Here is a 25,430-nt window from a genome sequence, read left to right as displayed (position 1 = left end):
GTAGCGTCCCGAAATGCCCAGTTTAGTGGGCCCTACCACGACTCCGCAAAGTATTGCGGTATTCGACACCTGTATTATTTGATCGCCGGATTACAGCCGTCCCGCATTGTCTCACCGGGATTATCAATGACCTGCGTCAGAAATGGACCGGGTCATCTCGATTAATGCGTCCGGACTCAACGAGTCGATGTCTTTTTCGGCAGCTATCAGGTCTGAACTGGTTATTTGAGGATTACCGGAGAGAAGTAGGAGTTTGTCAAGCAACCCGGTTCGACGTAATTCCGAGATTGGAATATTTCGTAGCAGCGACCAGATCTTTTCGTCATCGGATTGTTTCTCCTGGTTTCCGAGTTCATGCAGGAGGTGGTCAGCAAGGGCAACTGGGGACGGATAGTCGAAAATGAGGGTCCGCGATAGCGGCAATCCCGCCAAGCTGGCCTCTGTTTTGAGGCGATTGCGCAGTTCGACACCGCTCATCGAGGTGAACCCCAGGTCCTGGAAAGCGCGTTGCGGATCGATGGCGTGCCGGTCGTGCAGACCCAGCACGACGGCGGCGTGCAGGCACACCACGTCGACCAGGAGGCGACGCTGCTCGGCGGGATCCTCGGTCGACAACTGTGCGGCGACCGGCGCGGCCACGTCGAGCGCTACGTTGCCACCGAGCCAGTGCCGTTGCCGCGCGAACGCGTAGGTGGGTAGGTCCACCGGCCGCGCGCCGAGCCCGTCGAAGACACGAACCCAGTCCACCGGCAACCCTGCGGCGAACAGCCGGCCCACCCCGGTGAGCAACGTGAGCACCTCGGAATGGCCCCGGATCAACGTCGCTGCCGAAACGTCGTGGTCCGCGGCCAAACCGGCGCCCGGACCGACCTCGATGAACACCTCGGCACCCAGAGCCACCGCCGTCTGCATCCCGTCGGCGAACCGCACCGGTTTACGTACGTGCTCGACCCAATACGACGCCGACCCGTATCCGGTGTCAGCCAACTGACCGGTTGCGTTCGACACCAACTGAATTCGCGGCGGATGCGCCGACAGGCCGGTGAGCACCTGCGCGAAGTCCTCGATCATCGGTTCCATCAGGGCCGAATGGAACGCATGCGACACCGCCAAGCGGCGCACCCGTCGCCCTGCACCGGTCAACCGCTCCACCGCCGCACCCACGGCGGCCTCGGACCCGGACAGCACCACCGAATCCGGTGCGTTCACCGCCGCCAGGCTGACCTGCGCGCCCAACAAGGGCAGCACCTCCCCCTCGCCGGCGGCAACCGCGACCATCACCCCTCCGGTCGGAAGCCCCGCCATCAACCGGCCCCGGGCCGCCACCACCCGCGCCGCATCCGGCAACGACAGCACCCCGGCCTCGCAGGCCGCGGCGAGTTCCCCCACCGAGTGGCCCAGCACGGCATCGGCTGTGATGCCCCAACTGCGCAGGAGCGCGGTCAGCGCCAGCTGAACCGCGAACAGTCCCGGCTGAGCAAACTCGGTACCGTCCGTTAGATGCGCATCGTCACCCCAAAGCACCTGCCGCAGCGGCAAACTCAAGTGCGGTTCCAATGCGTCGACGGCACGGTCGAAGGCCGCGGCAAACGCCGGAAATCGTTGGTACAGTTCGCGGCCCATGCCCGGGTACTGCGCTCCCTGCCCCGGAAACACGAATACGACGCCGCCCAGTGAACGCGCGTGGCCGGTCACCGCGCCGCCGCCCGGCCCGCCGGCGACCAAACCCGCCAGCCCGGCCGCCAACTGGGCACGGTCATCGCCCACCAGCACTGCCCGATGTTCGAACACCGATCGCGTCGCCACCAACGACCAACCCACGTCGACGATGTCGGCCGCGTCGGCAAGTCCGCCCAATCGGGCGGCCTGACCTGCCAATGACTGCGCCGACCGCGCAGACAGCACCCAGGGAACGGTCACCCGCCCGCCCCGCTGGGCAGCGGGGTCCGGCACGGTGGGGGCCTGCTCGACAATGACGTGCGCGTTGGTGCCGCCCATTCCGAAGGATGACACGCCGGCCCGCCGGCACTCACCCTGCGGCCAGGGGGTCAGCGCGGTATTGACCTGAAGACCCAGCCGGTGCAGATCGGTGCCGGCGCTCTTGAAGTTGAGACTTGCTGGGAGACAAGCCTTTTCGACTGCAAGGATCGTCTTGACCAGACCTGCTACGCCGGCCGCCGCACCGGTGTGGCCGATGTTGGTCTTGACCGAGCCGATGGGCAGCGGATGGTTCCGGCGCGCACCGAACACCTCACCAAGGGCTCGAGCCTCCACGGGATCCCCGACCGCGGTGCCGGTGCCGTGGGCTTCGACGTAGTCGAGATGGTCGGGCCGCAGGCCCGCGCCGGCCAGGGCGCGACGCATCACCTCGGCTTGTGCAGCGGCCGAAGGCACGGTCAGTCCGGAGGTGTCGCGGCCCGCGTTACCGACCGCGCTCCCCGCTATGATCGCGTGGATGCGGTTTCCGTCTGCGAGCGCGGCCGGCAACGGCTTCAGCAACACCAGTGCACCACCTTCGCCACGCACGTAACCGTCCGCCCGTTCGTCGAATGCGTAGGTGTGGCCGGATGGCGAGATAGCACCGAATTCGGTTTCCAGTCTTGCGATTTCGCCTGCCGTGTTCAGATGGACGCCGCCGGCGACCGCCATCGGGACCGCGCCGGCACGTAGATTTTCACAAGCCAGATGCACCGCCACCAACGACGACGACTGACCGCAGTCGACCGTCAGGCTGGGGCCGCACCACCCGTAGAAGTACGAGAGCCGGTTGGCGATCATCCCCCGGCTGATGCCGGCGAACGTGTGGTGGTCGACAGCGTCGGCGCGCAGCGTCAGCAATGCGTAGTCGTCGTTCATCGCGCCGAGATAAACCGCGATCGGGTCGCCCCGCAGGTGTTCTGGCACCAGGAACGCATCCTCGAACAGTTCCCAGCTCAGTTCCAGGGCCAGTCGCTGGCGCGGATCCATTGCAGCCGCTTCGCGGGGCGAAATGTTGAAAAATGCCGCGTCGAAATCGGCCACGGCATCGAGCGGGCGGCACACCTCCTGCCCGGTACTGACCAACCGCCAGAATTCACTCGGCCCGGCCGCGGCGGGGAATCGGCATGCCAGCCCGATGACGGCGATCGCGGTTGGCGCCATCAGAGGCCGAAGTCATCGTCGAGGATGGCGAACAACTCGCCGTCCCTGGCGATGTCGTTGTCCCGGCCGGGCTTCGGCTCGGCTGCCGGTGCTGCGGTCAGCTCAGCGATCATCGCATGCAACCGGCTGGTGACGTGGGTCTTTTCCGCCTCAGTCCACTCGGGCCGGTGGATCAGGGCATCGAGTTCGCGGGTGACGTCGTCGAAACGGCCCATCAGGTCGGGCTTCGCTGCGACAAGTGGCGCGCTGCCAACCAATTCACCGGCGAGATGTTCAGCCAGCGCGGCCGGCGTCGGGTAGTCGAAGATCAGGGTGGGCGACAGCGTCAACCCGGTGGCGGTTTTGAGGCGGTTGCGCAATTCGACGGCGGTCAGGGAGTCGAAGCCGAGTTCCTGGAACGCCTTGTGGGCATCGATGTCAACTGTGCTGGAATGACCCAACACCGTTGCGGCATTGCTCGATATGAAATCGGTGAGCTCGCGCTGCCGTTGCTCTGGTGCCAGGTCGTGGAGGCGGGCGAGCAAACCCGTTGCGGCTGCGGCGGTATCGGCCGCATCGACAACGCGCCGGGCACGGCGGGTGACCAAATCCTGCCAGAGAGGCGGCAGTTCGGCCGCACCTACCAGTGCGGCGGTGTCCACCCGGGCAGCGATCACCAGTGCCCGATCGGTGAGCAGCGCCGCATCCAGCAGCGCCAGCGCCTGTTCGGTGGGCAGCGGCGACAATCCAGCCTGCCGCATCCGGGCCAGGTCTCGATCACCGAGGTGCCGGGTCATCGCGCTGGCCTGTTCCCAGAGCCCCCACGCGATGGACAGGCCGGGCAGACCCTGGTGGCGCCGGTAACCGGCCAGCGCGTCCAGGTAAGCGTTCGCGGCTGCATAGTTGCCCTGACCCGGACTGCCCGCGATTCCCGCCAGCGATGAAAACATCACGAACGCAGCAATGTTCGCGTCGCGGGTCAGCTCGTGCAGATTCCATGCGCCGTCTACCTTGACCCGCGACACCGCGTCCAGCCGGTCCGCACTCAGTGACGTGATCACGGTGTCGTCGAGCACGCCGGCGGCATGGAAGACCCCTTTGAGTGGAAACTCGGCGGGAATCCGCGCCAGCAGACCGGCCAGTGCGGCCCGGTCGGTCACATCGCACTCGGCGGCCGCCACCCGCGTGCCGGCCCCCTGAAGTTCGCTGACCAGATCACTGACACCGTCGGCCGCCGCGCCGGAGCGACTCACCAACACCAGGTTGGCGACGCCGTACCGGTCGACCAGATGACGAGCCACCGCTGCGCCGGCCATCCCGGTGCCGCCGGTGATGAGCACGGTGCCCCCCGCCAGGGGCGACTGCGCTCCGGCCGGTCCGTCGGGTCTGGACGGAATGGTCAGCACCACCTTGCCGATATGGCGGGCCTGACTGACGAATCGGTACGCCTGCCGAGCACAGCGAACGTCGAAAGCTCTCACGGGCAGCGGTTTCACCGCTCCCGCCTGCAGCATTGCCAACACCTCGGCCAGCATTTCCGCGATGCGATCCGGACCGGCCTCCATCAGGTCGAACGACCGGTAGCTGACCGCCCCGTAGTGTTCGGCGACTGCTTCCGGGGAGCGCAGGTCGGTCTTACCCATCTCGATGAACCGCCCGCCCGGGGCCAGCAACCGCAACGAGGCGTCGGTGAAGTCACCGGCCAGGGAGTTGAGCACCACGTCGACCCCGGCGCCGTCGGTGGCTTTCAGGAATTGTGTCTCGAACTCCAGGCTGCGGGAATCGCCGATGTGGTCGTTGTCGAACCCCATGGCCCGCAACGTCTCCCACTTGCCCTGGCTGGCGGTGGCGAACACCTCACAACCCCAGTGCCGGGCCAACTGCACCGCTGCCATCCCCACCCCACCGGTGGCGGCGTGCACCAGGACCCGTTCGCCGGCTTTGAGTCCGGCAAGCACCGACAAGCCGTACAGCGCGGTCAGGAACACCACCGGTACACCGGCGGCCGTGTCCAACGACCAGCCGGCCGGAACGGCTGCCACCAAGCGCCGGTCAACCACCGCTTCGGGCGCCACCACGCCCAGCAGACCCAGCACCGCGTCGCCTTCGGATACGTCGGTCACCCCAGGCCCAACCTCGACGACGACCCCGGCGCCTTCGGCACCCAGCTGCCCGCCGCCCGGATACATGCCCAACGCCACCAACACATCCCGGAAGTTCACCCCCACCGCACCCACCGCGACACGCACCTGACCGGGACCCAGCTCCAGCGGCGCGCTGCGGCGCGCGACAACGTCATCCAGCGTGCCGCCGTCACCAACACTCAACCGCCACAACCCATCCGGCAACTGCACGTTGCCCGACGACTCGACCCGGGCCAGCCGCGCGCCGTACACCACGCCCGACCGCACCACCAGTTGCGGCTCCCCGTACCGCACCACGTCTTGCACGGGTATCGAGTCATCGGAATCCACCAACACCACGCGGCCCGGATGCTCGGCCTGCGCAGCACGCACCAGGCCCCATACCGCCGCACCCGCCAGGTCGGTCACGGCCTCATTCGGCAACCCCACCGCACCGCGGGTCGACACGACGAGAAGACCGGATCCCGCGCGCAAGTGCGCCTGCACCGCTTCCAGCGCCCGATGCGTGGCCCCCGACACCGCGCCGGGCTCGGACTGCCACACCATCACATCGCCGCGGAACTCGACGGCGTCGCTCTGCACGGGTGACCACCTGAGGTCCAGCAGGCCGGTGCCCGGAGCCAGACCCGACGAGATCGCCGCGGACAACGCGTCGGCAGACACCGGGCGGACCACCAACTCCCGCACCGACAACACCGGCAACCCCCCGGAGTCGGCCAGTTCCACCGACACCGACCCGGCCCCGGTCGGCGCGACGCGGACCCGCAACCTCGACGCACCCGCGGCGTGCAGCGACACGTTCTGCCAGGAGAACGGCAACGCCAACCGCTCGCCGCCCTCGACCACTCCCCAGGCCTGCAGCGCGGCGTCCAGCAGGGCCGGGTGGAGTCCGAAACCGCCCACACTCAGGCCTCTGGGGGCGACGACCTCGGCGAAGATCTCGCGTCCGCGCCGCCATACCCGGCGCAGACCCTGGAACGCCGGGCCGTAGGCGTAGCCGCGCACGGCCAACTGCTCGTACACCCCGGACACGTCCACCGCCGCGGCACCGACCGGCGGCCACGCCGACAGGTCAGCACCCCCGCGGATACCACCCGGGCCCAGCACCCCCTCGGCATGCAGGATCCACGAATCAGATTCGGGCGCAGCGGAATACACCCATACGCTCGACCGCCGCACATCGTCGGCGGGTCCGACCACCACTTGGATCCGCACCCCGCCGGTGGCCGGCAACCCCAACGGCGACAGCAGCGTCAACTCCTCCACCACCGGGGCGCCGGCCTGCTCTCCGGCCCGCAGGACAAGTTCCACGAAGCCGGCGCCCGGGAACAGCGGCACGCCACTGACGACATGGTCGGCCAGCCACCCCTGCACAGCTGGTGACAGCCAACCCGTCAGCACCACCCCGCCGACATCCGGTCGCGCCACCGCCGCGCCCAGCAGCGGATGACCCAGTCCGTCCAGCCCGGCGGCACCCAACTGGGCGGGCCCGGTTCCCAGGTCGGTCAACCAAAAGTGGCGTCGGTCAAAGCCGTAGGTAGGCAACGGCGTGCTGCGCGCCCCTAGACCGGTGAACGTTTCCCGCCAATCCACGCCGGCACCCGCGGTGAACAGTTGTCCCAGTGCGGTGAACAACGAGTCGATCTCCGGCCGGTTCTTGGCCAGCGTCACAGCCGATAAGGCCGGATTGTCGAGGCACTGTTCGACCAGTCCGGCCAATCCTCCGCTGGGACCGACCTCGACAAACACCCCGGCGCCCAGCGTCTGCGCCAGCCGCACGCTGTCGGCGAACCGGACGGGTTTGCGCACGTGCTCGGCCCAATAGGCCGCCGTGCCGTATCCGGTAGCGGCGAGCCGGCCGGTCACGTTGGATATCAGCCTGATTCGCGGCTCACCGGCGGCCACGTCGGCCAGCGATGCCGAGAACTCCGGAATCATCGGCTCCATCAGTGCCGAGTGGAATGCATGCGACACGGCCAAGGGGCGCGCGCGGCCCGTCAATCGACCCACCGCCGCACCGACTGCCGCCTGCCCACCCGAAAGCACCACCGATTCCGGGGCATTGACGGCGGCGATGCTGACCTCGTCGCCGAGTTGCTCCGCCGCTTCGGCCTCGCTGACCGTCACTGCCACCATCACCCCGCCGGCGGGCAGGCCGGCCATCAATCGGCCACGGACCGCGACCAGACGCGCTGCGTCCCCGAGCGACAGCACCCCCGCCACGTACGCGGCAGCCAGCTCGCCCACCGAATGACCCAGCACCAGGTCGGGCAGGACGCCCCAGGATTGCAGCAGGGCGGCCAGGGCCACTTCGACGGCGAACAAGGCCGGCTGCGCAAACTCGGTGCTTTCCAGCAGCGCCTCATCGGTACCCCAGACCACCTGGCGCAGCGGCACCCGCACATGATCATCCAACGCTGCGGCGACGTCGTCGAACACTCTGGCGTACAACGGGAACCGTTGATAGAGGCCGCGTCCCATGCCCAGGTATTGGGCGCCCTGACCGGGAAACACGAACGCCGTCTGGCCCACCGCGTGCGCGCGGCCCATCAGCACGCCCGGTGCCGGCTCCGCCGCGGCAACCCGTTCCAGGCCGGTCAGCAATTGAGCCCGGTCCGCGCCCACCACCACGGCACGATGCTCGAACAGCGATCGCGTACTGACCAGCGACCAACCGACATCCAGCGCACTGTGGTCAGCACTGACATGCGCCAGCAACCGGCGGGCCTGGTTCGCCAGTGCCGCTGCCGAGCGGGCCGACAACACCCACGGCAGTACCCCGCTGAACGGCGGTGCCGCAACGTTTTCGGGTGTGTTCACCTCTTCGAGAATCACGTGCGCGTTGGTACCGCTGATACCGAACGACGAGACCCCGGCCCGCCGCGGGCGACCCGGGTCCGGCCACGGCCGCGCGTCGGTGAGCAGCGACACCGCACCCGCCGACCAATCTACATGCGGCGTCGGCACATCCACGTGCAACGTCTTGGGCATCACCCGGTGCTGAATGGCCAACATCATTTTGATCAGCCCGGCCACCCCCGCCGCAGCCGAGGTGTGACCGATGTTGGACTTGATCGAACCAAGCCACAGCGGCTCGCTACGGTCCTGGCCGTAGGCCGCCAGAATCGCCTGCGCCTCAATCGGATCACCCAACGTGGTGCCGGTCCCGTGCCCCTCGACAACGTCCACCTCGGCTGCCGTCAGACCGGCGCCGGCCAGCGCCGCGCGAATGACGCGTTGCTGCGCGGGACCGTTCGGCGCCGTCAACCCGTTGGAGGCGCCGTCCTGATTGACCGCCGAGCCGCGCACCACCGCCAGTACCCGGTGCCCCGACTTCTGCGCGTCGGCCAACCGCTCGACCACGAGCACCCCGGCACCTTCGGACCACGACGTGCCGTCCGCCGCACCCGCGTAGGCCTTGCACCGGCCGTCGGCGGCAAGCGCCCGCTGCCGGCTGAACTCGACGAATGCCGCCGGGGTGGCCATCACCGTCACCCCGCCCACCAGCGCCAGATCACACTCCCCCGCGCGCAACGACTGCACCGCCAGGTGCAGCGCCACCAGCGACGAGGAACACGCCGTGTCCACTGAGACCGCGGGACCCTCGAGGCCCAGTACGTACGCCACCCGCCCCGATGTCACGCTCAACGTCGAACCGGTCAGGCCGTAGCCTTCCAACTCGCCCTTGACCTCGCCGCCGTACCCGGCGTGGATCACCCCGGCGAACACTCCGGTCGACGTGCCGCGCAACGTGGCCGGGTCGATTCCGCTGCGTTCCAACGCTTCCCAGGACACCTCCAACATCAGTCGCTGCTGAGGGTCCATGGCCAGCGCTTCGTTGGGTCCGATGCCGAAGAAACCGGCGTCGAAGTCACCGGCATCGTGCAGGAAGCTGCCCCGGCGGGTGTAGGTCTTGCCGGGCTTGTCCGGATCCGGATCGTAGCGGTCGTCGATATTCCAGCCCCGATCCCCGGGGAAGTCCGAGACGCCGTCGCGCCCGGCGATCAGCATGTCCCACAACGCTTCCGGCGAATCCACGCCGCCCGGATACCGGCACGCCATGCCCACCACAGCGACCGGTTCGGACAGCTTGCCCTCCAGTTCGGACAACCGGCGCCGGGTACGTCGCAGATCGGCGGTGAGCCGCTTGAGGTAGTCCACGTGCTTGGAGGTGTCCTGCATCCCTGGGTCCATCGTCTAGGAGCCCAGCTCTTCGTCCAGGATGGCGAACAGTTCGTCCTCGCTGGCCGCGGCCAGGTCGTCATCGGTGGTCAGGTCGGCCAGGATCGCGTGCAGTCGGTGTGACAGCTGCGCCCTCTCGGTCGGCGTCCAGTCCCCCCGATTGACCAAGGCGTCCAATTCCCGGGTGATGTCGTTGAAGCGGCTCATCGGCTGAGCGTGCTCGGCGGGGGTCGTCAACCGCAGGTCGAGGTGCTCGGCCAGCGCACTGGGGCTGGGATAGTCGAAGATCAATGTGGGCGAAAGTGCAAGGCCGGTAGCCTTTTTCAGTCGATTGCGCAGTTCCACGGCGGTGAGCGAGTCGAACCCCAGGTCCTGGAATGCGCGCTGGGCGCTGATGTCGGCGATACTCGAACGGCCCAACACGGTGGCGGCGTTGCTACAGACCACATCGACGAGTTCGCGATGACGCTGATCGGCGTCGAGGCCACGCAGACGGGCAGCCAGACCCGTTGACGCTGAGCTGACTTCGGTGTCATCGACGACACGTCGGGTGGGGCGGCGGGCCAGATCGCGCAGCAACACCGGAGCCTCGTCGCCGAGTGCGGCGGCATCCAGGCGGGTGGCGACCAGGGTGCCGGCGGCACCGAGAGTCCTGGCGACCGCCATGTCAAACAACGCGAGCGCCTGCTCGGTGGACAGCGCGGCCAAACCTGCCCGGCTCATCCGGGTCCTGTCGCGGTCCCCCAGATGTCGCGTCATGGCGCTGGGCTGCTCCCAGAGCCCCCACGCGAGGGACAGACCCGGCAGTCCCTGCGCGCGCCGGTGTGCGATCAATCCGTCCAGGAAGCTGTTTGCCGCCGCGTAATTGGCCTGCCCCGGGGTGCCCAGGATACCGGCCATCGAGGAGAACACCGCAAAGACGGCCAGGTCGTGATCGCGGGTCAGTTCGTGCAGGTTCCATGCCCCGTCGACCTTGGCGCGCAGTACCGCGTCCAGCCGGTCCGGCGTCAACGCGGCGATCAACCCGTCGTCGAGAACTCCGGCGGCGTGAATCACGGCCTTGAGCGGAAACTTCTCGGGTACCTCGCCCAGCAAGGTGGCAACACTGTCACGGTCCGCCACGTCAACGGCCGCCACCGACACCTGGGCGCCGGCGTCCTGCAGCTGGCGCACCAACTCCGGAACACCGTGCGCCTCCAGTCCGGAACGGCTCGTGAGCAGCACGTGCGGCACCCGGTAGCGGGACACCACATGCCGCGCCAGCGCGGCGCCGGCCATCCCGGTACCACCGGTGATCAGCACGGTGCCGTTGGCTACCGCGTCGGCGGTCGCGCTGGTCATGGTCAGCACCACCTTGCCGGTGTGCCGGGCCTGGCTCACATAGCGGTACGCCTGCCGCGCCGACCGCACATCAAAGACCTTGACCGGCAACGGTGTCAAGGCTCCGGCGTCGAACAGCACCATCAGTTCGCTCAACATGTGCGCGGTGCGGTCCGGTCCCGCCTCGATCAAGTCGAACGCCCGGTAGCGAACCCCACGGTGGGCCAGTGCCTGCGCATCGCGAACATCAGTTTTGCCCATCTCCACGAAACGCCCGCCCTCGTTCAACAGCCGCAACGAGGCGTCGACGAACTCCCCGGCCAGCGAGTTGAGCACCAGATCGACGCCGGCACCGGCGGTGGCCTTCCGGAAATGTGTCTCGAACTCCAGGGTCCGGGAGTCGCCGATATGATCGTCGTCAAAACCCATCGCGCGCAACGTGTCCCACTTGCCGCGGCTGGCGGTCGCGAACACCTCCAGCCCCCACCACCGCGCCAACTGCACCGCGGCCATACCGACCCCACCGGTGGCCGCGTGCACCAGCACCCGCTCACCGGCCTGAGCCGAGCCCAACACCGACAATCCGTACCACGCAGTCAGAAACACCACCGGAACACCGGCCGCGGTCGCCATGGACCAGCCGTCCGGAACCGGCGTCACCAGCCGACGATCGACCACCGCTTCGGGACCCACCACGCCAAACAGGCCCGTCACCGCCTCACCGACAGCGAGATCGGAAACTCCCGCACCCACCTCGGTGACTGTTCCGGCACCCTCCACACCCAGCTCGCCACCGCCGGGATACATGCCCAGGGCCACCAGAACATCCCGGAAGTTCACTCCTACGGCATGCACCGCGACACGCACCTGCCCGGCACCGAGCGGTGCCGGCGCACACTGCGCAACCCGTACATCCTCGATCGTCCCCGCCGCACCGGTGACCAGGCGCCAGGAGGCCTCCGGCAACACCAGAGTCGACGGTGGACCGGCCGGCCTCAGCCGCGCGCGGTGGGCGGCTCCGCGGCGGATCACCAATTGCGTTTCGCCGCAACCGATCACCTTGTGCACATCGACCGTTCCGTCCGAGTCCACCAGCAGCAGCCGGCCGGGATGTTCGGCCTGCGCGGAACGGACCAAGCCCCACACCGCAGCGCCGGTCAGATCCGAGACGTCCTCGTCGTCCAACGCCACCGCCCCGTCGGTGAGCACGACGAGCACCCCGGGTTGGTCACCGGCCAACCACGCCTGCACCGCCGCCAGTGCGGCGTGCGTGGCCGCATACACCGCCTCCGGCAGCCCAGCAGCTCCGGATGGCAGCTGCCACAACGTCACCGGCGTATCGCACCCAGCGGCGGCGACCGGCGACCACTCGACCTGGAACAACCCGGCATCACCGGTCGCCGGCGACGGGTGTGCCGACAGCGGGCGGAAGACCAGATTTTCGACGATCATGACGGCAAGCCCGGCCTGATCGGCCAGCTCCAACGAGACCGAGTCGGTCTCGGTGCGGCTGATCCGGACCCGCAGCGCCGTGGCCCCCGCGGCGTGCAACGCCACCCCTTGCCAGACGAACGGCACCACCGTGCCGGCGTGCGCGTCGATGAGTCCGAGGGCATGCAGCGTGGCATCCAGGAGTGCCGGATGGATACCGAAACCCGTCGCGGTCAGCCCGGCATCGTCGGCGAGCGCGACTTCAGCGTAGAGATCGTCACCGGAGCGCCACACCGCCCGCAAGCCGCGAAACGCCGGACCATAGTCGTATCCCCGGGCAGCCAACCGCTGGTAGGCGTCACCCAGATCAATCGGCTGCGCGGCCGCGGGCGGCCACACCGCCATGCCTGCTTGCGGCACCGGCACACCGGCGCTCAGGATGCCCTCGGCGTGCAACGTCCACCCCGAATCCGACTGGGCGGACGAATAGATCGCGATCGAGCAGCGGCCCGAATGGTCCGGCGGACCGAGCACCACTTGGATCCGGGTGTCGCCGCGCACCCACAACGGCGCCGTCAGCGTGAGCTCTTCGACGACCGGACACCCGACCTGATCCCCGGCGCGGATGGCGAATTCGACGAGACCCGCGCCGGGAAACAGTGCCGAGCCGCTGACCGCGTGGTCGGCCAACCACGGTTGTGCAGTCAACGACAACAGGCCGGTCAGCGCCACGCCGGCGGAATCGGGCCTTTCCACCACCGCACCAAGCATCCCGTGCCCGGCGCCGAGCAAACCGTCGCGACGCACATCCCGGGTAGCGGACTCAGCCAGCCAGAACCGTCGTCGCGCAAACCCATATGTGGGCAATGCCACCGGACGGGCTCCCGCGAACGCCTGCCGCCAATCCACCGCCACACCCGACACGTGGGCTTGGGCGGCCGACAGCCAGAACCGAAGCAGCCCACCATCGTCGCGACCCAACGTCGGGACCACCACCGGATGGTGCGCCTGCACCGTGTCCTCGACGGCGCCGAGAAGTGCCGGGTGCGGGCTGCATTCGATGAACACCTGGTAGCCGGCATCGGCTGCGGCGCTCACGGCACGCTCGAATTGCACTGGCTGCCTGATACTTCGATACCAGTAATCGGCGTCCAACCCGGCGGTGTCGGAAAGTTCGCCGGTCGCCGTGGAGAAGAAAGCCACCGGACTGGACCGGGGCTGGATTGATCTGAGTCCCGCAGTGAGATCGGCGCGGATCGCCTCGACCTGGGCAGAGTGCGAGGCGTAGTCGACGTCGATTCGCCGGGCCCGAATGCCGGCGGCATCGCACTGGCGAAGCAGTTCCTCGATGCAGGCCACCTCGCCGGACACGACCACCGCCGAAACTCCGTTCACCGCGGCAATACTCATTCGCCCGGCCCACCGAGCCACCAGCCGCTCAGCTTCAGCCGGCCCGACGGCGACCGATGCCATGGCACCGGACCCGGCCAGCCGCACCAGCAAACGACTGCGCAGCGCCACCACCAGCGCCGCATCCGGCAGCGAAAGCGCCCCCGCCACACAGGCCGCGGCGATCTCGCCCTGCGAATGTCCGATCACCGCGTCGGGTTTCACCCCCAGCGAACGCCACAGTTCGGCCAGCGACACCATCACCGCCCACAGTGCGGGCTGCACCACATCCACCCGATCCAACCCGGGCGCCCCGGGCGCGGCCCGGATCACGTCGAGCAGGGACCACTCGACATGCTTTCGCAGCGCCTGCTCACACCGCTGTAGCTGTGCGGCGAAAACCGCCGAGCTGTCGAGCAATTCGGCACCCATGCCGGCCCACTGCGACCCCTGGCCGGGAAATACGAACACCGTCTTGCCCACCGGGCGGGCCTGGCCGACCACCACGCCGGAACCGGGGTCACCGGCAGCCAACCCGGCCAGCCCGTCCATCAGCTGCCTACGGTCGGCACCGACCACGACCGCCCGGTGCTCGAACAGCGATCGCGTGGTGACCAACGACCAACCCACGTCGGGCGCACTCACATCGTCGTCGCCGCCCACCCAGGCCAGCAATCGTGCCGCCTGGTTGCGTAAGGCCTGAGCGGAGCGCGCCGACAGCAGCCATGGAGCCGAACCACGAGATGGCACAGAGCTTTCCACGTCTCGGTTCGTGTCAGGAACTGATTCCAGGATCACGTGGGCGTTGGTCCCGCTGATCCCGAACGACGACACCGCGGACCGGCGTGGCCGCCCGGACTCGGGCCATGCCCGCGCCTCGGTCAACAGTGACACCGCGCCCGCAGACCAATCCACCTGCGGCGTCGGCACATCCACATGCAATGTCTTGGGCAGCACGCCGTTCCGCATCGCCATCGTCATCTTGATGACGCCGGCCACCCCGGCCGCCGCCGACGTGTGGCCCATGTTCGATTTGATAGAACCCAGCCACAGCGGCTCGGCACGACCCTTTCCGTAAGCAGCCAGAATCGCCTGTGCCTCAATGGGATCCCCGAGCGTGGTGCCGGTCCCGTGGCCTTCGACAACATCCACGTCAGCCGGGGACAGGCGGGCGCTGGCCAATGCCGCCCGAATGACCCGCTGCTGGGAGGGACCGTTCGGGGTGGCCAGACCGTTGGAAGCGCCGTCCTGGTTGACCGCCGAGCCCCGCACCACCGACAACACCCGGTGTCCCAACCGCCGCGCATCCGCGAGCCGCTCCACGACCAGGGCGCCGGCGCCCTCGGCGAACGCCGTCCCGTCCGCAGCACCGGCGTACGCCTTGCATCGACCGTCCGGCGAAAGCGCCCGCTGCCGACTGAATTCGATGAACATGGCGGGCGTAGCCATCACGGTGACCCCCCCGACCAGCGCCAGGTCACACTCCCCCGAGCGCAACGACTGCACCGCCAGATGCAGCGCCACCAACGACGACGAGCACGCAGTATCCACCGACACCGCCGGACCTTCCAGCCCCAGCACGTAGGCGACCCGGCCGGAGGCCACGCTCAAGGTCGAACCACGCAACCCGTAACGCTCCAACTCTGCGGGCACCCGGCCCTGACCACCGTAGGAACCGTGGAACACGCCGGCGAACACCCCGGTCGACGAACCCCGTAGCGAGAGCGGGTCAATCTCCGCTCGCTCCAACGCTTCCCAGCACACCTCCAGCAACAACCGCTGCTGCGGGTCCATCGCGAGCACCTCGCTGGGCGCGATCCCGAAGAACTCGGCGTCGAATCCCGCGACGTCGGCCAGGAAACCGCCGGATCGGGTGTAGGACTTGCCGGCAGCGTCCGGATCGGAATCGAACAATCCCGTCGTATCCCAGCCGCGGTCGGTCGGAAACGCTGAGATCACGTCGCGCCCGTCGGCCACCAGCTGCCACAGCGCCTCGGCTGAATCGACCCCGCCGGGATAGCGACAACCCATGCCCACCAACGCAATTGGTTCGGTGGCCCGAGCCAGGTAGTCGCGGTTCTCCCGCTTGAGTCGCTCGTTCTCCTTGAGGGACCGGCGGAGGGCCTCGATGAGCTCGTCTTGGGTACTGGTCATAAAACCGGCCGGTTGGGCGCCAATTCAGTGCCAGCGCAGGAGCACCAGTTCGGAACAGAACCCGGGACCCATCGCGATCATCAGGCCCGGACTGCCGCTGGGCGGTGGTTTGGCGATGGTGTCGCGCAGCACATGCAGCACCGAGGCCGAGGAAAGGTTGCCGATCTCGCCCAGCGACCGCCAAGTCAGCTCCAGTGCCTCCGACGGCAACCCGAGCGTTTCGGTGATCGCGTTGATGATCTTGGGCCCACCCGGGTGGGTCACCCAGGCACCGATGTCGGTGATCTGTAGACCGTGTTCGCCGAGGAACGCAGAAACATCCTGGCCGACGTACTGCTCGACGACAGCGGCCAGATCCTTCGACAGCACCAGTTCAAAACCCGCGGAGCCGACGTCATAACCCATGGTTCGCAGCGAGTCCGGGTAGAGGTGGCTGCGCGAAGCGAGGATGGCTGGACCATTGGCCCCGACCTGCTCGGCGCGACGGTCTCCGACCGCCACCACCGCGGCAGCGCCGTCGGCGAACAGCGCACTGCCCACCAGTCCCGCCACCGACGGCTTGTATCCCGGGAAGGTGAGCGAACACAACTCGACCGACACCAGCGCCGCGATGCCGTCGGGAGCGCCCCGCAGATAGTCGTGCAGCCGGGCCACGCCGGCCGCGCCGGCAACACAACCCAGCCCGAACAACGGCACCCGGCGCACATCGGGGCGCAACCCCAGTCGCCCCGCGATCCGGGCGTCCAGCGACGGTACTGCCAGGCCGGTCACCGTGGTGGTGATGAGCACGTCGAGATCCTCCGGCGCCAGCCCGGCTTCCTCGATGGCGCCCACCAGGGCCTCGACACCCAGATCGACGGCCTTCTCCAGAAAGAGCTCGTTGGCCTCGCCGAAATCGTTGAGGTGAGGGTATTTCTCCAGCGGCAACACCAGGTGGCGGCTGTTGACCTTTGCGCTGGCGTGCAGCTGCCGAACGATATCTTCATATCCCGCGAAGTCGGGGATGTTGACGAAGGTCTCGGTCAGTTCGTCCTGCGAGTAGCGATGCGGGGGCAGCGCGCCGAAAACACCTGCGATGACGCTCATTGGTCCCACCCCTTTGATACGAACATCAAGGTCGCTTTGTTCACCAGGATCGGTCAACGGAATCGCTCAAAGGTCAAAGTTTAGTCGGCCTCAATCTGACCGGCAAAGGAGCAGGCCGCGGCTCAGCGCTGCAACTGCTCGCGCAACCGGTCGGCGGCCGACCGCAGGGCGTCCAGTTGCGCGGCCACTTGAACCGGGGCGGTGCCGCCCCGCGCATCCCGGGACGACACCGAACCCTCGATGGTCAGCACGTCACGGACGGTCGGGCTCAACTCGGGGCTGATCGCGGCCAGTTCGTCGTCGGTCAGGTCCTGCAGCCCGACGCCACGCTGTTCGGCCGTGCGTACCGCCGCACCCGCCGCCTCATGCGCGGAGCGAAACGGAACACCTTGCCGCACAAGCCATTCCGCGATATCGGTGGCCAGCGTGTAACCCGCCGGCGCCAAGGCCGCCATCCGTTCGACGTCGAACGTCAGGCTGCCCACCAGACCCGCCATCGCGGGCAGCAGCAACTCCAACTGCGCGACCGAGTCGAAGACCGGCTCCTTGTCTTCCTGCAGGTCACGGTTGTAGGCCAGCGGTTGGGCCTTCAGGGTGGCCAGCAAGCCGGCCAGGTTGCCGATCATTCGACCGGACTTGCCGCGGGCCAGTTCGGCGATATCGGGGTTCTTCTTCTGCGGCATGATCGAACTGCCGGTGGACCAGGAGTCGTGCAGTCTCACGTAACCGAATTCGGTCGAACTCCAGATGATGATGTCTTCGGCGAGGCGGGACAGGTCGACGCCGATCATCGCGAAGACGAACGCGGCCTCCGCCGCGAAATCCCGGGCCGCGGTGGCGTCCACCGAGTTGTCGGCGGCTGCGGAAAAGCCCAGGTCCGCAGCGATCGCGTCGGGATCCAGACCCAGCGACGAGCCGGCCAGCGCACCTGATCCGTACGGCGAGATCGCCGCACGCTTGTCGAAGTCGAGGATCCGGTCCACGTCCCGCAGCAACGGCTGGGCGTGCGCAAGCAGATGGTGTGCCAGCAGGATCGGCTGCGCGGACTGCAGATGGGTCTTGCCCGGCATGATGGCCGTCGGGTGGGCGCCGGCCTGGTCAGCCAGCGCGGCGACCACATCCAGCACCCCGTCGGCGACCCGGCGCACTGCGTCGCGCAACCACATCCGGAACAGGGTGGCCACCTGGTCGTTGCGGGAGCGTCCGGCCCGCAAGCGGCCACCGAGGTCCGCTCCGACCCGGTCGATCAGGCCGCGTTCCAGGGCGGCGTGCACGTCCTCGTCGGTGACCAGGGGCCCGAAACTGCCGTCGGCCACGTCTTCGGCCAGGCTGTCCAGGCCGGTCAGCAGGCCGTCGCGCTGGTCCTCGGTCAATAGCCCGGCCGCGTACAGCACCACGGTGTGCGCGCGGGACGCGATGATGTCGTAAGGGGCCAGCACCCAGTCGAAATGGGTGGACTTGCTCAGCGCGGCCAACGCGTCCGAGGGTCCGCCGGCGAACCGGCCGCCCCACAGCGACCCCTCATTGGTGCTCACTTTTCTCCCGCGAGCAGACACAGAATCGCACTCAATCGCGCAGTTCGGTGCGATTCTGTGTCTGCTCGCCGGCCTGCCGTCACCGTAGGTCCCGGCGGGCGGACAGCTTCGACGACAGCCCGTGCACATAGACGAAGCCCTTGGACATGGACTGGTCGAAGGTGTCGCCCTCGTCGTAGGTGGCCAGGTTGAAGTCGTACAGCGATTCAGGACTGCGCCGGCCGTTGACCGCGATGTGACCGCCGTGCAGCACCAGGCGGATCTCGCCGGTGACGTGCTCCTGGGTCTTGGCGACGAAGCTCTCCAACGCAATCTTCAACGGCGAGTACCACAGGCCGTCATAGACCAACTCGGCCCAGCGCTGGTCGGTCTGGCGCTTGAACCGGCCGAGCTCGCGCTCGAGGGTGACGTGCTCGAGTTCGCTATGTGCGGTGATCAGCACCATCGCACCGGGCGCCTCGTAAATTTCGCGGCTCTTGATGCCCACCAACCGGTCCTCGACGACGTCGAGGCGCCCTACACCCTGGGCGCCGGCGCGGCGGTTGAGCTCCTCGATAGCTTGCAGGACGCTCACCCGGGTGCCGTCGATCGAGACCGGCACGCCCTGTTCGAAGCCGACGATGACCTCGTCGGGGGTGTTCCAGTTGACAGTGGGGTCTTCGGTGTAGTCGTAGACGTCCTTGGTGGGCGCGTTCCAGAGGTGCTCGAGGAACCCGGTTTCCACCGCGCGGCCCCACACGTTCTGGTCGATGGAGAACGGTGAACGCTTGGTGACGCTGATCGGGATACCGTTCTCCTCGGCGAACGCGATGGCCTTCTCCCGCGTCCACGCGTAGTCGCGGACCGGCGCCAGCACCTCGAGATCTGGTGCCAGCGAAGCGAATCCGACTTCGAACCGGACCTGGTCGTTGCCTTTGCCGGTGCAGCCGTGCGAGACGATGCTGCCGCCGTACTCACGTGCCGCGGCAACCAGGTGTTTGACGATCAGCGGTCGGCTGATCGCCGACACCAGCGGGTAACGATCCATGTAGAGCGCATTGTTGAGGATCGTCGGCAGGCAGTAGCCTTCGGCGAATTCGTCGCGGGCGTCGACGACGACGGCCTCGACAGCTCCGCAGTCCAGTGCCCGCTGCCGCACGACTTCCATGTCCTCGCCGCCCTGGCCGAGGTCGATCGCCACCGCAACGACCTCGCGGCCGGTCTCCTTGCCGATCCAGCTGATGGCCACCGAGGTGTCCAGGCCGCCGGAGTAGGCCAGGATGACGCGCTCTGACATGAACAGTTCTCCTTTAGGGTCGCGAGTCTGCAGCAGTTTATTTGAGGTCTTCCAGTGCGTTCGCCAGCTCGGCGCCGGTCATCGGCTCGCGGGCCGCCACGAACACGGTGTCGTCGCCGGCAATGGTGCCGACCACGTACGGTAACGCCGCGCGATCGATCGCGCTGGCCAGGTACGGCGCCCCACCGGGTGGAGTGCGCAGCACCGCGAGGTTGGCGCTGGCATCGGTGGACACCAGCAACTCGCCGAGCAACCTCGAAAGTCGCGACGTACCGCCGGCGACGCCGCGCACCGGGCTGCCGTCCTCGGGGACGACGTAGACGCCCACGCCGCCGTCCGCGCCGCGCAACTTCACTGCACCCAGCTCCTCGAGGTCACGGGACAAGGTGGCCTGGGTGGCCTCGACACCTTCGGCGGCCAGCAGGGCCGCCAGTTCGCCTTGGCTACGCACCTCGTGGGTGGACAGGATGGCCACGATGCGGGCCTGCCGGCCGGCCCGGTTGGCGCTGACCTCGGGTGCGGCCTTGGTGCCGCCGGTGGTCATGAGCGCTGCTCCAGCAACCACACCAGCAGCGCCTTCTGGGCGTGCAACCGGTTCTCGGCCTCATCCCACACCGCGCTGGCCGGCCCGTCGATCACCTCGTCGGTAATCTCGTCACTGCGGTGCGCCGGAAGACAGTGCAGCACAATGGCTTCCGGGTCAGCGATGCTCAGCAGGCGCTGGTTGACCTGGAACGGTCGGAAAGGTTCGACCCGGTCCAGTCCGTCGTCCTCCTGCCCCATCGACGTCCAGGTGTCGGTCACCAGGACGTCGGCGCCGCCGGACGCGCCCTCCGGGTCGGCGGTGACGGTGACTGTCGCGCCAGTCTGCTGGGCGCGCCGCTCGGCCGCGGCGACCACCTCGGGATCGGGGGTAAAACCCTCGGGCGCAGCAACGGTGACGTGCATGCCGGCGGTCACACCGCCCAGCATCAGCGAGTGAGCCATGTTGTTGCCGCCGTCGCCCAGATAGGTCATCTTCAGGCCGTTCAACGTCCCCTTGCGCTCGGCGACGGTCTGAAGGTCGGCCAGCACCTGACAGGGGTGAAATTCGTCGGACAGCGCGTTGACGACGGGCACCGATGCGGCCGATGCCATGGCGGTCAGGCGTTCCTGGCCGAACGTCCGCCACACGATGCCATCGACGAAGCGGGACAACACCCTGGCGGTGTCCTCGAGGGTCTCGTCACGGCCCAGTTGGGTGCTGCGCCCATCCACGACGACGGCGTGCCCGCCCAGCTGGGTGATGCCCATCTCGAACGAGAACCGGGTACGGGTGGAGTTCTTGTCGAAGATCACCGCGATTCCGCGCGGCCCCTCGAGGGGACGACGGCTGAACGGAGACTTCTTGAGTTCGGCTGCCAGGGTCAGGATCTCGGCCTGTTCCGCTGGCGTGAGGTCGTCGTCGCGCAGGAAGTGTCTAAGCATCGCGTGTTCCTGCCGTGTCGAGGATGCCGGTGAGATCGGCGACGAAGCCCTCGAGCTGAGCCTCGCTGACGACCAACGGCGGTGCCAGCCGAATAACGTTGGGAGCGGCCGCGTTCACCAGATACCCGGCGTCCCGGGCCGCCGCTTCGGCGGCTTTGGCGTGCGGCGCCCTCAGCACGATGCCCTGCAACAGTCCCCGTCCCCGCACCTGCTCGATCAGCGGGTGGCCCAGCGATTCGATACCGTGTCGCAGTGCCTTGCCTTTGACGTCCGCGCTGCGCACCAGATCGTCGGCCTCGAGAACCTGGAGCACAGCCAGCGCCGCCGCGGTGCACACCGGATTGCCGCCGAAAGTGCTGCCGTGCAGGCCGGGGGTCAACAAGTCGGCGGCGGGTCCGATCGCGATACACGCCCCGATCGGCAGACCCCCGCCCAGGCCCTTGGCCAAGGTCACCACGTCAGGAGTGATGCCGTCGTGCTGATGGGCGTAAAACGTTCCGGTGCGCCCCATTCCGGTCTGCACTTCGTCGAGCACCAGCAGCGCGCCGTGGCGTGCGGTGACCTCGCGGGCAGCCGTCAGGTAACTCTCGGGTGGGACGACGACACCGCTTTCACCCATGATCGGCTCCAGAAAGACCGCGGCCGTGTCGTCGTCGACCGCAGCGGTGAGGGCCTCAGCGTCGCCGTACGGGATGTGAGTGACGTTGCCCGGCAACGGCTCGAACGGTGCCTGCTTGGCAGGTTGTCCGGTGAGGGCGAGGGAACCCATCGTCCGGCCGTGGAAGGCTTCCTGTGCGGCAACGATTTTCGTGCGGCCGGTGAGTCTGGTGACTTTGAACGCCACCTCGTTGGCCTCGGTTCCGGAGTTGCAGAAGAATACTCGCGCTGGAGCGTCGGCGCCGAGCAGTTCGACCAGCTGCTCGGCCAGGGCGATCCCGGGCTCGGTGGCGTACAGGTTGGAGGTGTGGCCGAGTGTCGACATCTGTTGGGTGACAGCGTCGATGATGGCGGGATGGCGATGTCCGAGAACATTGACCGCGATCCCGCCCAGTAGGTCGATATAGGTTTTACCGTCCACATCGGTGACGACGGCCCCGTCGCCGCTGGCCAATGCCATCGACGGCGTGCCGTAGTTGTTCATCATGACTGCTTGCCAACGTTGTTGAAGCGCCCTTGTTTTCGTCATGCCGACACCACTTTGGTGCCGGTCCCGGCGTTGGTGAACAACTCCACAAGTACACAATGCTGAACACGTCCGTCGATGACATGCGCGCTGGGTACTCCACCGGTGACGGCCCGCAGGCATGCCTCGACTTTGGGGATCATGCCCGCCTCCAGTCTGGGGAGCAGTTGAGACAGTGTGGCCGTGTCGATTTCGCTGACCAACGAGGTGCGGTCCGGCCAGCTGGTGTAGAGACCTTCGACATCGGTCAGCATCAACAACTTCTCGGCACCCAGGGCTTCGGCCAGTGCAGCGGCCGCAGTGTCGGCGTTGATGTTGTGCACCACGCCTTCGGCATCCGGTGCCAGCGTGGAAACCACCGGAATGCGCCGTGCCGCAATGAGATCCAAAACTGCTGCGGTATTCACCAATTCGACATCGCCGACCAGGCCGATGTCCGTGTCGATGCCGTCGACAGTCACGCTGCGCCGCACCGCGGTGAACAACTGCGCATCCTCGCCGGTGATCCCGACCGCGTACGGCCCGTGCGCATTGATGAGGTTGACCAGCTCGCGGCCCACTTGGCCGAACAGCACCATCCGGGCGACGTCGAGCACTTCCGGTGTGGTGACGCGGAATCCGCCTTTGAAGTCACCTTCGATGCCCAGCCGCCGCAGCATAGCGGTGATCTGCGGCCCGCCACCGTGGACCACCACGGGGTGCACGCCGCAATTACGCAGAAACGCCATATCGGCGGCGAATGCCCGGCGCAGCGATTCGTCGATCATCGCGTGGCCGCCGTACTTGATGACCACGATCTTGCCGTGCAGCTGTTTGAGCCACGGCAGTGCCTCAGCCAATACCTGCGCCTTGACCTGGGTGGATAACATGTCGGTGCCGTCGGTCATGAGCTGTAGGCCGAGTTCTCTTCGACATACCCGTGCGAAAGGTCGGTGGTGCGGATGGTGGCCGCACCGTCACCGAGCGCAAGGTCCACCACGATGTTGATGTCGGCACCCGATAGATCGACGTCGCGGGCGCCCGGCGCCCCTGCCCCGTCGCGATAGACGACAAAGTCGTTGAATGACACGGTGATCAGCTCGGGCTCGAGTGCGACCGGTGCCATCCCCACGGCTGCGAGCACTCGGCCCCAGTTCGGGTCGGATCCGAATAGAGCGGTTTTCACCAGACTGTCGCGGGCGATGACCCGCGCCGCGACCAGCGCGTCCTGCTCTGAGGCGGCGCCTTTCACCGTCACGTTTACCCGCTTGGTGACGCCCTCGGCGTCGGCCTGCAACTGGGCACACAGGTCGTCACAGACCTGCAGCACCGCCTCATCGAGATCTGCTTGGGAGGGGATGATTTCGCTGGCGCCCGAGGCCAACAGCAAGACGGTGTCGTTGGTGGAACAGCTGCCGTCGACGTCGAGCCGGTCGAACGTGCGGGCGGTGGCGCGGCGCAATGCATGTTCGAGCGCGGGGGTCTGGGCCACCGCGTCGGTGGTGATCACGCAGAGCATGGTGGCCAGCGACGGTGCCAGCATCCCGGCGCCCTTGGCCATCCCGCCCACCGTCCAGTTGTCTTTGTGGTGCAGCGCAACCTGTTTCGGAAACGTGTCGGTGGTCATGATGGCGTGTGCGGCATCGTCGCCTCCGGTCAGTCCGCCGTGCATGTCGTGAACGATGTCGCGAACTCCGGCGAGGACCTTGTCCATCGGAAGCCGGTCGCCGATCAACCCGGTGGAGCACACGGCGACCTCGATGGCCCCGGTCTCGGTTCCCCAGTCCGACAATGCGGCAGCCACCGCTTCGGCCGTCGCGTGGGTGTCCTGGAAACCGCCCGCACCGGTGCACGCGTTAGCGCCACCGGAATTGAGAATGACTGCCCGCAGGCGACCGGTGGTCAACACCTGCTGGGTCCACAGCACAGGGGCGGCCTTGACCTTGTTGCGGGTCAAGACGCCGGCCGCCGCATGATCGGGCCCCTCATTGAAGACCAATGCCAGATCCAGAGCACCGGACACCTTGATGCCGGCGGCGATTCCGGCGGCGCGGAAGCCGGCCGGGGCGGTGACCCCTTGGGCCCGCAGCAGTCGCGTGGCGTTGACAGTTTCAGTCACGGCGCGACTCCGACGACCGAAAGCCCCTCGGTTTCAGGCCATCCCAGTGCCAGATTCATCGACTGCACCGCGCCGCCGCCGGTGCCCTTGACGAGATTGTCGATGGCTGCGATTGCCACGAATGTCTGCGCCCGCTCATCCACTGCTATCGCGATGTGCGCGGCGTTGCTACCGATCACAGACCCGGTGCGCGGCAATTGACCCTCCGGCAACAGGTAAACAAAGGGCTCGGCGTCGTAGGCCTTCTCGTAAGCGGTTCGGAACTGGTCGATGGAGGCTCGGGTACGTGCCGTGCAGGTGGCCAGGATGCCGCGCGACGTCGGAATCAACACGGGAGTGAATGACACGGTGATGTCACCGGCGCCGACTGCACCTAATCCTTGGGCGATCTCGGGAGTATGGCGGTGGACGCCACCGATGCTGTATGCCCGCGCCGACCCGATCACCTCTGCGCCGAGCAATTCGGTCTTGGCGCCGCGACCGGCGCCCGAGGTCCCGCTGACAGCCACCACGGTGACCGCTGGATCGACGAGTTCGTCAGCGATTGCAGGCAGCAGGGCCAGCAGTGCCGCCGTCGGGTAGCAGCCAGGCACGGCAATGCGTCGGGCATTTTTGAGCTGCTCTCGCGCGCCGGGCAACTCGGGCAGCCCATAGGGCCAGCTCCCGGCGTGCGCGGAGCCGTAGAAGCGTTCCCAGGCTGCGGCATCGGTGAGCCGAAAGTCCGCACCGCAGTCGACGATGAGGGTCTCGGGGCCGAGCTGTTCGGCAAGGGCGGCCGAATGCCCGTGGGGGAGAGCGAGAAAGACCACGTCGTGGCCACGGAGGATGTCGAGATCAGTAGGTTGGACTACCCGGTGTGCCAGTGGGACCAAGTGCGGGTGATGTTCGCCGAGGGTGCTGCCGGCGCTGGATGCCGCGGTGACTGCTCCAATGGTAAGCCGACCGTCGGCCAGTGCGGGATGCCCGAGGAGCAGACGAAGGATCTCACCACCCGCATAGCCACTCGCCCCGGCAACGGCCACCTTCATCCCGTCGATCATCCGGC

12 protein-coding genes are annotated in these 25,430 nt (G+C 67.5%); all 12 read right to left on the bottom strand.

What is annotated here, in order from left to right; genetic code table 11:
• Positions 1 to 123: 123 nt before the first annotated feature.
• A complete protein-coding gene (locus AC5Y3Z_RS06600) occupies positions 124 to 3,141 on the bottom strand; it encodes a type I polyketide synthase (RefSeq protein ID WP_500001803.1) in 3,018 nt (1,005 codons plus the stop codon).
• A complete protein-coding gene (locus AC5Y3Z_RS06595; RefSeq protein WP_463825270.1) occupies positions 3,141 to 9,446 on the bottom strand; it encodes an SDR family NAD(P)-dependent oxidoreductase in 6,306 nt (2,101 codons plus the stop codon). Before AC5Y3Z_RS06595 ends, AC5Y3Z_RS06600 begins: the two co-directional genes overlap by 1 nt.
• A 15-nt stretch (positions 9,447 to 9,461) precedes the next feature.
• Positions 9,462 to 15,740 carry an SDR family NAD(P)-dependent oxidoreductase gene (locus tag AC5Y3Z_RS06590; protein ID WP_463825269.1) on the bottom strand — a complete coding sequence of 2,093 codons (6,279 nt, stop codon included), beginning with the start codon at positions 15,738 to 15,740 and terminating at the stop codon, positions 9,462 to 9,464.
• A 24-nt stretch (positions 15,741 to 15,764) separates the two neighbouring features.
• Positions 15,765 to 16,826, bottom strand: a complete 1,062-nt coding sequence (locus tag AC5Y3Z_RS06585) for a type III polyketide synthase (protein ID WP_463825268.1) — start codon at positions 16,824 to 16,826, stop codon at positions 15,765 to 15,767.
• A gap of 122 nt (positions 16,827 to 16,948) precedes the next feature.
• Positions 16,949 to 18,361 (bottom strand): argininosuccinate lyase, encoded by a 1,413-nt coding sequence (gene argH / locus AC5Y3Z_RS06580; RefSeq protein ID WP_463825267.1) that lies wholly within the window; start codon positions 18,359 to 18,361, stop codon positions 16,949 to 16,951.
• A gap of 79 nt (positions 18,362 to 18,440) precedes the next feature.
• Positions 18,441 to 19,637 carry an argininosuccinate synthase gene (locus AC5Y3Z_RS06575; RefSeq protein WP_463825266.1) on the bottom strand — a complete coding sequence of 399 codons (1,197 nt, stop codon included), beginning with the start codon at positions 19,635 to 19,637 and terminating at the stop codon, positions 18,441 to 18,443.
• 37 nt (positions 19,638 to 19,674) lie between these two features.
• Positions 19,675 to 20,181, bottom strand: coding sequence for an arginine repressor (locus AC5Y3Z_RS06570; protein ID WP_463825265.1), 507 nt, complete (start codon positions 20,179 to 20,181; stop codon positions 19,675 to 19,677).
• Complete coding sequence (argF, locus tag AC5Y3Z_RS06565; protein ID WP_463825264.1) at positions 20,178 to 21,104, bottom strand: ornithine carbamoyltransferase; 927 nt, start codon at positions 21,102 to 21,104, stop codon at positions 20,178 to 20,180. Before argF ends, AC5Y3Z_RS06570 begins: the two co-directional genes overlap by 4 nt.
• Entirely contained in the window at positions 21,097 to 22,290 is a 1,194-nt protein-coding gene (locus AC5Y3Z_RS06560; RefSeq protein ID WP_463825263.1) for an acetylornithine transaminase, read from the bottom strand. Before AC5Y3Z_RS06560 ends, argF begins: the two co-directional genes overlap by 8 nt.
• Entirely contained in the window at positions 22,287 to 23,174 is an 888-nt protein-coding gene (gene argB / locus AC5Y3Z_RS06555) for an acetylglutamate kinase (RefSeq protein WP_463825262.1), read from the bottom strand. The genes AC5Y3Z_RS06560 and argB overlap by 4 nt, the downstream gene beginning before the upstream one ends.
• Positions 23,171 to 24,385 carry a bifunctional glutamate N-acetyltransferase/amino-acid acetyltransferase ArgJ gene (gene argJ, locus AC5Y3Z_RS06550; protein WP_463825261.1) on the bottom strand — a complete coding sequence of 405 codons (1,215 nt, stop codon included), beginning with the start codon at positions 24,383 to 24,385 and terminating at the stop codon, positions 23,171 to 23,173. The genes argB and argJ overlap by 4 nt, the downstream gene beginning before the upstream one ends.
• A complete protein-coding gene (gene argC, locus AC5Y3Z_RS06545) occupies positions 24,382 to 25,425 on the bottom strand; it encodes an N-acetyl-gamma-glutamyl-phosphate reductase (protein WP_463825260.1) in 1,044 nt (347 codons plus the stop codon). The genes argJ and argC overlap by 4 nt, the downstream gene beginning before the upstream one ends.
• Between the last annotated feature and the right edge of the window lie 5 nt (positions 25,426 to 25,430).

The organism is Mycobacterium sp. NGS61 (genome assembly GCF_059812325.1).
Note: the sequence above shows the minus strand (reverse complement) of the source record. Positions and strands in the feature narration are given on the sequence as shown.

What these genes read in the sequence shown, in the direction of transcription:
- AC5Y3Z_RS06570 (WP_463825265.1), bottom strand. Translation starts at nt 20,181, where the DNA reads ATGACCACCGGCGGCACCAAGGCCGCACCCGAGGTCAGCGCCAACCGG.
- AC5Y3Z_RS06600 (WP_500001803.1), bottom strand. Translation starts at nt 3,141, where the DNA reads ATGGCGCCAACCGCGATCGCCGTCATCGGGCTGGCATGCCGATTCCCC.
- AC5Y3Z_RS06595 (WP_463825270.1), bottom strand. Translation starts at nt 9,446, where the DNA reads ATGCAGGACACCTCCAAGCACGTGGACTACCTCAAGCGGCTCACCGCC.
- AC5Y3Z_RS06560 (WP_463825263.1), bottom strand. Translation starts at nt 22,290, where the DNA reads ATGACGAAAACAAGGGCGCTTCAACAACGTTGGCAAGCAGTCATGATG.
- argF (WP_463825264.1), bottom strand. Translation starts at nt 21,104, where the DNA reads ATGCTTAGACACTTCCTGCGCGACGACGACCTCACGCCAGCGGAACAG.
- AC5Y3Z_RS06575 (WP_463825266.1), bottom strand. Translation starts at nt 19,637, where the DNA reads ATGTCAGAGCGCGTCATCCTGGCCTACTCCGGCGGCCTGGACACCTCG.
- AC5Y3Z_RS06585 (WP_463825268.1), bottom strand. Translation starts at nt 16,826, where the DNA reads ATGAGCGTCATCGCAGGTGTTTTCGGCGCGCTGCCCCCGCATCGCTAC.
- AC5Y3Z_RS06590 (WP_463825269.1), bottom strand. Translation starts at nt 15,740, where the DNA reads ATGACCAGTACCCAAGACGAGCTCATCGAGGCCCTCCGCCGGTCCCTC.
- argC (WP_463825260.1), bottom strand. Translation starts at nt 25,425, where the DNA reads ATGATCGACGGGATGAAGGTGGCCGTTGCCGGGGCGAGTGGCTATGCG.
- argB (WP_463825262.1), bottom strand. Translation starts at nt 23,174, where the DNA reads ATGACCGACGGCACCGACATGTTATCCACCCAGGTCAAGGCGCAGGTA.